The sequence below is a fragment of the Alkalibacterium sp. s-m-28 genome (assembly GCF_054658175.1).
This window is the reverse complement of sequence record NZ_BAAGIQ010000283.1, coordinates 1-436: the sequence shown is the minus strand read 5'-3', so window position 1 is coordinate 436 and position 436 is coordinate 1. Positions and strand designations below refer to the sequence as shown.

Annotated in this window: 1 protein-coding gene; it reads right to left on the bottom strand. The window is 38.3% G+C overall.

What is annotated here, in order from left to right; all coding sequences use genetic code 11:
• Positions 1 to 436: RNA-guided endonuclease TnpB family protein (locus ACYQ4S_RS12335; RefSeq protein ID WP_459771466.1), on the bottom strand; the 436-nt coding region annotated here is incomplete at both ends.

The following is a 436-nucleotide window of genomic DNA, read 5'->3' as shown; positions in this document are numbered from 1 at the left end:
CGAAATTCCGCCCAACTTACTTCTGAGATGGATTTAGCTAATTTTCGATTGAGCATCATATTCTTTACCAACAAATCTTCGATACCGATTATGTCGTGGTTTTTGACAATCTCGGTGGAGATTTTATGAAGGTAGTCGGTGCGTTTGTTTTTGATAGTTTCGTGAATGTTGGCAACTTTGATGCGCTGCTTCTGATAGTTCTTCGATTCGGATAATTTTCGACCATCTTTGAGCGCTTGTATTTTCCTTCTGGATAGTTTGCGTTGTTCCTTTGCTAGTTTAGTTTCCAAAGAACGAAAGAATTTTGGATTCTTGTAAACTGTTCCATCCGAAAGAATCGCAAAGTCTTTTAATCCAACATCCACACCTACAGAAGAATCTGTTTTTTCGATGGGTTCGACTTCCGTTTCGACTAAAAGGGATACGAAATATTTTC